We start from the raw sequence: 6,875 nt of genomic DNA, 5'->3' as shown, positions 1-6,875 counted from the left end.
CCCGCCGTTCGCTGCGCACATCGTTCGACCGCAGGGGCGGCTGGGGCGGCTTCCGCGGTTGATCCGACGCTGTCGGAACGATGTCACCCGAAGTACCTACATACAGGCGCGCTGAAGGTGCGAATACTGATATCGCTGGGTTTCCCAGCGAGAGCTCGACCTGACACTGTTGCGGGGTCAGGGAGCCACTCGCAGACGATATCGGGTAATTGTCTGCTGGCGAGGGGCAGGCGCATCCGCCGCCCCTCGCCCTCTCTTTTGGTGCGCGGCAGGTCTGCGCGAGCACTCCGAGCGCTCAGCGCGGCGAGCGCTCGATCTCGCGCCACAGGTCGACACTGTCGTCCTCGTCGAGGCCGATGGTGCGGGCGGCGCGCCCGACGACCGTGACGGCGACACGAGGATCGCTGCTCGTGCGCACGTACACACGGTCCGACCGAGCCGAACGCAGGGTGTCGGCCAGCTCGGCCCGGATCTCGCCCAGCTCCTCCTCGCCGATGTCGTCGATCGCCCCGTCGTCGGACAACGACACGGATGCCCCGCGTCGGCGCACGCTCTCGAGCGCCGCCCTGACTTCGGGATCGAGCAGGCGCGCACCGCGCAACTCGTCGCGCAGGCGCCCCTCCACCACGCGCGCCTCGATCCGTTCGTCGTCGGAGAGGACGCCCCGGCGATCGATGACCCGGGCGAGCGCGTCGCCGGCGCTCAGGAGCACACGGTTCACCTGCACGCGGCGTTCATGGGCCTGCGCGCCCTGCGCGGCCGATTGGGCCGAAGCGACACGTTGCACCTCGCCGAGCCGTTCCGTGTCGAGCGCGGCACGGTCGAGGGCGAGCACCAGGAACTGCGCGGCGCCCACCCAGACCGTCGACCCGACGAGACCGAGACCGAGCGCGGTCGCCGGGCCCAGCAACGAGATCGACCACCCCGCGAGCACGACGATTCCCGTCCACGCCATCCAGGGGCGCCGGCGCACGGTGAGCGTCGCCATGAGCGCGCCGATGGCACCGAGGTACCAGGTGGTGTGCGTCCCCGGCGTCGTGTGGGGGCCCGCGCCGTAGGCGACGAGCGGGGGCAGTGCCACCGTCGCCGCGAGGGCGAGCAACGCCAGCGGGATGGGCAGGTGATCGCCCGAACTCGACACCGTCTCCGGCTGGCTCGACCGCGTGATCACCGCGGTCCAGCCCCACAGGATGCACAGCCACGCCACCGCCAGGTACCCGAGCATGCAGCCCAGCAGCAGCCATCCGTCGTCGACGGGCGCGCCGATCCACATGCCGCGGAGCGTGAGTGCGACGCTGAACGCGACCGCGAGGAGTCGGATGACGGAGGCCGTGGACATCAGGAGACCGTCGCCTTCCAGATGAGGTCGACGACCGTGCCCGAAGCATCCGAGGAGATGCGGGTCTCGCCGCCGAACGCGGCCACGCGCGCGATGATCGACCCGCGCACGCCCAGGCGGTCATCCGGGATCTCGTCGATCGAGAAGCCGGGCCCGGTGTCGCGCACGGTCACCGTCACCCGGCCGGGCGCACGCTCTCCCGTCACGGTCACCTCGAGCCCCGCGCCATCGGCGTGGGCGATCGCATTGACGATGGCCTGGGTGCCCGCGAGCACCATCGCCCGCATCGCACGGCCGGGGACATCCGGGGTGTCGGGGGCGATGCGACGGCGGACCGCGGCATCCGACCCCGCCTCGACGAGCGCGCGCTGCAGCTCGTCCGCGAGCGATGACGCCGACCGGGGATGGTCACTGCCCTCGCCCGCCGTGACGTCGACGTTCGCGAGGCGGTTGAGCGCGTCACGTGCCATCTGCACGGCGAGCTCGCGCTCCCGATCGGTCCCCGCGCGCTGCGCGGCGATGAGCGCCGCGATGACGCTGTCGTGCATCAGAGCGGCGACGGCGACACGCTCACTCTCGGTCGCAGCCATCGCCGCCGCCCGCGCGGACGCCTCGATCGCGCGTTCGCGATGCTCGTCGATACGGCTCGCCGTGGAACGGAACGTCCAGGCGAGCGCGAGCAGCACCGCGCCGAAGATGACCAGGAACGCGACGTCGAGCGCCGTCGGCAGCCAGGCCGCCGGCGCGAAGCCGAGCTCGACCATGCGCATCGCACCGTAGACGACAGGGATGCCGACCGTCGCGATGACCTGCCACCGCCTCGGGAGCGCGACGACGGCGGCGAGGGTCGCGACGTTGCCCAGCACGTAGGGCCAGGCGTGCGAGGTGGCGGGCGATCCGTGGCCGTAGGCGCCGACGGGCCACAGGACGAGGGCGATCGTGTAGGCGATCACGAAGATCGTGCCGGCGAGCTCCTTCTGCCGCCCCGTCGCGAACGAGACGATCGCCACCGCGAGGGGGACGAAGATCAGCAGGATCTCGATCGTGTTCCAGAACGGATCGACCGCCTGCGCGGCGATCGCCTCGACGATCGTCTGGGCGCCGAGCACCACGCTCGCGAGCGCCACGGCTCGGCCGAGCACCATCTCGACCCGCTCGCGGGTGAGGGATCCGTCGCGCGCGATCGCGTGGGGCGCCGGCAGCACCACGGGGCCCGAGTCGAAGCGGATGCCGCTCATGACCGCGCCCCGGACACGCCCGCGTCGGGGTCGATGACGCCGTCCTCGACCGCTCGCTGACGGAGGTCGATCTTCGTCGGGGCGGGCCTGCCGACCTCGATGTACTTCGCCCGGATGCGGGAGATGTTCTCCTTGGCCGTGTTGTACGTGATGCCGAGGCGCTGCGCGACGAGTTTCAGCGGGAGTCCGGCGGCGTAGAGCGCGAGCGCCTCGCGCTCGCGCGCCGAGAGCTGGGCATCTCCGAACGCGCTGTCGCCGGCGACCGCGCTCGCCCACTCGATGTTGTTCAGCGGCTCCCCGGCGGCGACCGTGCGGACGGCGTCGACGATGTCATCCATCGGCGCCGACTTGCTGATGACACCCGCTGCGCCCGCCGCAAGCGCCTCGCGCACGGCGACGAGCCGGTCGGCGACGCTGTAGATGACCACCTCGGAGCCGTCGGACTGCAGCGACTGGATGTTCTCGCTCACCGTCGTGCCGTCGCCGAGGGTGATGTCCAGGAGCGCGACCTGCACCGGGTCGGCACCGGAGTCGCGCAGCCACCGCCGGTAGTCGCGCACACCGCTGCCCGAGAACACGACGTCGATCGTCGCGTCCCGCGAGCACGCCGCCTCGACGCCGAGTCGCACCGACTCGTGGTCGTCGATGGTGGCGACGCGGATCATGCGCTCATGCTATCCGCGGGGCGCGACCGGAGTCAGGGTCGCCACGGCCTCGATGTGATGCGAGTGCGGGAACAGGTCGATCGCCCGCACGCTGGAGGTCTCGTAGCCGGCCTCGCGGAAGAACGCCAGGTCGCGGGCGAGGGCGGCAGGGTCGCAGGCGACGTAGGTCACCGCAGCGGGCGCGAGCGCGACGAGAGCCCGCACGACGTCACGGCCGGCGCCCGCGCGCGGCGGGTCGAGCACCACGACTCCGCGGGAGAGCCGGTCACGGTCGCGCGCGGAGGCTCCCGCGGCGAGCGCGGCGAGCCATCGGTCGACGCGACCCGTCTCGGCGCGAGCACCCACCCACTCCGACAGGTTCTCGCCGGCGTGCTCGGTCGCGCGCTCATCGGCCTCCACCGAGACCACCTGAGTCGCCTCGCCGCCGAGTTCGGCGATCGTCGCGGCGAACAGTCCCACCCCGCCGTACAAGTCGAGGTGGCGCCCCTCGGAGTCGACACCGACGACGCCGAGCTCAGCGGCGACCGCAGCGGTGAGGGTCGCGGCGGCGAGGCGGTGCACCTGCCAGAAGCCACCCGCATCCACCCGGAACGCACGCTCCCCGACCCGTTCGACGACCGGCTCGAACGCCGGGTCCTTCGGGTTCACGGGCCGGCGCTGGCCGCGGGCGAGGGCCGGCCGGTTGATCACACGCACACGTCCGTCGGCGGGCTGGACCAGGTCGATGCGCCCTGGGCGCTCCCCGATGAGGCGCGCCGCGGCGCGCTCGATCGCCGCCGTGGCCAGGGGCAGCGTCTCGGTGCGCACGACGCGGTGGCTGCGCGAGGCCATCGGCCCGACCGTCCCCGATTCGTCGACGTGCAGGCTCACGCGGGTGCGCCAGCCGCCGCGGTCCGCGGGCTCCGGCGCGAGGCCGTCGACGGGCGCGGGGGCCTCGATCGTGACCGGAAGGTCGAGGCGTCCGACGCGGCTCAGCGCGTCGGTGACGACCTGCTTCTTGAGCTCGAGCTGCCGCGGCAGCGCGATGTGACCGAAGTCGGCGCCGCCTGGGCGACGGTCGGCCGGCACGTCGAGCCCCGCCTCGGCCCACACGTGGGGCACTCGGTCGGGCGAGGCATCCAGGATCTCCACCGGCTCCGCGCGCCAGAACGACTTGTCGCCCGCCTCGGTCACCCGCACCCGCACCCGCTCGCCGGGGAGGGTGTCGGGCACGAACACGACGCGCCCGTCGCCCCCGACCCGGCCGACGAACACGCCGCCGTGCGCGACGCCGGTGATGTCGAGATCGATCAGGTCGCCCGCAGAAGTCATCCCCCGAGCCTCCCACACCGGGGCGCTCCGCGCGGCGGATGCCGCGGGCTACCGTGGTGCGCATGCGCGTCGTGCTCGCCTCCACCTCTCCCGCCCGCCTCATGCTGCTGCACCAGACCGGCATCGACCCCGAGACCCGCGCCCCGCAGGTCGACGAGGAGGCGGTCGTCGCGGCGGTCGAGGCATCCGAGGGGCGCACGCTCTCCCCCGACGAGCACGTGCTGCTGCTGGCCCGACGGAAGGCGGCGGATGTCGCGGCCGCCGTGCGCGCCGACGACCCCGCGTTCGACGGCATCGTCATCGGCGGCGACTCGATGTTCGCGCTCGGTGACGAGATCCTCGGGAAGCCCTACACCGCCGAGGCGGCGACGGCCCGATGGGAGCAGATGCGCGGCCGCACCGGGGTGCTGCACTCCGGTCACAGCGTGTTCCGGCTCACCCCCGACGGCGGTCACCGCGAGGAGCACGCGGTGGCCGCGGCATCCGTCACCTTCGCCGCCGACGTCGACGACGACGAGATCGCGGCCTACGTCGCGACGGGCGAACCACTGCTCGTCGCGGGTGCGTTCACCCTCGACGCGCGGGCCGCCGCCTTCATCTCCCACATCGACGGCGACCCCTCGACGGTGGTCGGGATGTCGCTCCCCACCCTGCGCTCGCTGGTGCGTCGGCTGGGAGTCCACTGGACGTCGCTGTGGGTGGCTTCGTAGACATCCGCACACGCTTACGCCGAGTTCTTGTGAGGGACGGTCAAATTCCGCCGGGAATCCGTCGGTAGGCTGGCACTCATGCCTCGAATCGCCAAGGTCCTCGTTGCCAATCGCGGTGAGATCGCCGTCCGCATCATCCGCGCGGCGCGCGACAGCGGCAGGTCCTCGGTGGCGGTCTACGCCGACCAGGACCGCGACGCCCTCCACGTGCGGCTCGCCGACGAGGCATACGCCCTCGACGGCGCCACGAGCGCCGAGACCTACCTCTCCATCGAGAAGATCCTCTCGATCGCCCGGCGCTCCGGCGCCGACGCCGTGCACCCCGGCTACGGCTTCCTCGCCGAGAACGCCGAGTTCGCCCGCGCCGTCATCGACGCCGGCCTCGTGTGGATCGGCCCTTCCCCCGACGCCATCGAGGCCCTCGGCGACAAGGTGACGGCGCGACACGTCGCCGAGAAGGTCGGCGCCCCCCTCGCCCCCGGTACCCCCGGACCCGTCGCCGACGCGTCGGAGGTCATCGCGTTCGCCGAGCAGGTGGGTCTCCCGATCGCGATCAAGGCCGCCTACGGCGGCGGCGGCCGCGGCCTGAAGGTCGCGCGCGAGCTCGACGAGGTCGCCGAGCTGTTCGAGTCCGCCACCCGAGAGGCCGTCGCCGCGTTCGGCCGCGGCGAGTGCTTCGTCGAGAAGTACCTCGACAAGCCGCGCCACGTCGAGACCCAGTGCCTCGCCGACGGCGCCGGCACGGTGGTCGTCGTCTCCACCCGCGACTGCTCGCTGCAGCGCCGCCACCAGAAGCTCGTCGAGGAGGCCCCGGCGCCGTTCCTCACCGAGGCTCAGCGCGAGACGCTCTACAGCGCGTCGAAGGCGATCCTGAAGGAGGTCGGCTACATCGGCGCCGGCACCTGCGAGTTCCTCATCGGCGCCGACGGCACCATCTCCTTCCTCGAGGTGAACACCCGCCTGCAGGTCGAGCACCCGGTCTCCGAAGAGGTAACCGGCATCGACCTCGTGCGCGAGCAGTTCCGCATCGCCGAGGGCGAGCTGCTCGGCTACGACGACCCGGAGCCGGTCGGCCACTCCTTCGAGTTCCGCATCAACGGCGAGGACCCGGGCCGCGGCTTCCTCCCCCAGCCCGGCCCCATCAAGGTGTTCAAGACGTTCGGCGGGCCGGGCACCCGGCTCGACTCCGGCGTCACCGCCGGCGACACCGTCTCGGGTGCGTTCGACTCGCTGCTCGCGAAGATCATCGTCACCGGTCGCGACCGTCAGGAGGCGCTCGAGCGCGCCCGCCGCGCCCTCGACGAGTTCGAGGTCGCGGGGCTCCCGACGGTGCTCCCCTTCCATCGCAAGGTCGTGCGCGACCCCGCCTTCACCGCCGAGAACGGCGAGTTCGGCGTGTTCACGCGCTGGATCGAGACCGAGTTCGACAACGACATCGCGCCGTGGGACGGCGAGCTCGCCGACCCCACACCCGCCGAGACGCGACACACCGTCGTCGTCGAGGTCGGCGGCAAGCGACTCGAGGTGAGTCTGCCCGATCGCATCGCCGGCTCCCCGGCCCAGGTCGGCCGCCCCGCCGCCGTGCCCTCGTCGCGCCGCTCGCACCAGACGT

At 72.5% G+C, this 6,875-nt stretch carries 6 protein-coding genes; 2 read left to right on the top strand and 4 right to left on the bottom strand.

Going from position 1 to position 6,875, the window contains the following annotated elements:
* Positions 1-295 precede the first annotated feature (295 nt).
* Genes ASG00_RS07240 through ASG00_RS07225 form a run of 4 tightly spaced genes read right to left on the bottom strand, consistent with a single transcriptional unit; the run spans position 296 to position 4,553 of the window.
* The gene (locus tag ASG00_RS07240; protein ID WP_056207971.1) at positions 296-1,339 is read right to left on the bottom strand and encodes a hypothetical protein; all 1,044 of its coding nucleotides are present in this window, start codon (positions 1,337-1,339) and stop codon (positions 296-298) included.
* Positions 1,339-2,577 (bottom strand): sensor histidine kinase, encoded by a 1,239-nt coding sequence (locus tag ASG00_RS07235; RefSeq protein ID WP_056207968.1) that lies wholly within the window; start codon positions 2,575-2,577, stop codon positions 1,339-1,341. The genes ASG00_RS07240 and ASG00_RS07235 overlap by 1 nt, the downstream gene beginning before the upstream one ends.
* Positions 2,574-3,242 carry a response regulator transcription factor gene (locus ASG00_RS07230; RefSeq protein ID WP_056207965.1) on the bottom strand — a complete coding sequence of 223 codons (669 nt, stop codon included), beginning with the start codon at positions 3,240-3,242 and terminating at the stop codon, positions 2,574-2,576. Before ASG00_RS07230 ends, ASG00_RS07235 begins: the two co-directional genes overlap by 4 nt.
* Before the next feature lie 9 nt (positions 3,243-3,251).
* Positions 3,252-4,553, bottom strand: coding sequence for a class I SAM-dependent RNA methyltransferase (locus ASG00_RS07225; protein ID WP_056207960.1), 1,302 nt, complete (start codon positions 4,551-4,553; stop codon positions 3,252-3,254).
* 62 nt (positions 4,554-4,615) lie between these two features.
* Here ASG00_RS07225 and ASG00_RS07220 point away from each other — a divergent pair, with 62 nt between their 5' ends.
* Positions 4,616-5,263, top strand: a complete 648-nt coding sequence (locus ASG00_RS07220) for a Maf family protein (RefSeq protein ID WP_056208017.1) — start codon at positions 4,616-4,618, stop codon at positions 5,261-5,263.
* 78 nt (positions 5,264-5,341) lie between these two features.
* Positions 5,342-6,875 (top strand): acetyl-CoA carboxylase biotin carboxylase subunit (locus ASG00_RS07215; RefSeq protein WP_235559411.1); only part of this gene is annotated, 1,534 nt, incomplete at its 3' end.

It is taken from the genome of Microbacterium sp. Leaf351, assembly GCF_001423825.1.
Taxonomy (GTDB): Bacteria; Actinomycetota; Actinomycetes; order Actinomycetales; family Microbacteriaceae; genus Microbacterium; species Microbacterium ginsengisoli.
The sequence above is the reverse complement of the archived record's forward strand: the minus strand, read 5'-3'. Positions and strand labels throughout refer to the sequence as shown.

Bases quoted from the DNA above. Each gene is read 5' to 3' on its own strand.
- ASG00_RS07230 (WP_056207965.1), bottom strand. From the start codon at position 3,242: ATGATCCGCGTCGCCACCATCGACGACCACGAGTCGGTGCGACTCGGC.
- ASG00_RS07225 (WP_056207960.1), bottom strand. From the start codon at position 4,553: ATGACTTCTGCGGGCGACCTGATCGATCTCGACATCACCGGCGTCGCG.
- ASG00_RS07220 (WP_056208017.1), top strand. From the start codon at position 4,616: ATGCGCGTCGTGCTCGCCTCCACCTCTCCCGCCCGCCTCATGCTGCTG.
- ASG00_RS07235 (WP_056207968.1), bottom strand. From the start codon at position 2,577: ATGAGCGGCATCCGCTTCGACTCGGGCCCCGTGGTGCTGCCGGCGCCC.
- ASG00_RS07240 (WP_056207971.1), bottom strand. From the start codon at position 1,339: ATGTCCACGGCCTCCGTCATCCGACTCCTCGCGGTCGCGTTCAGCGTC.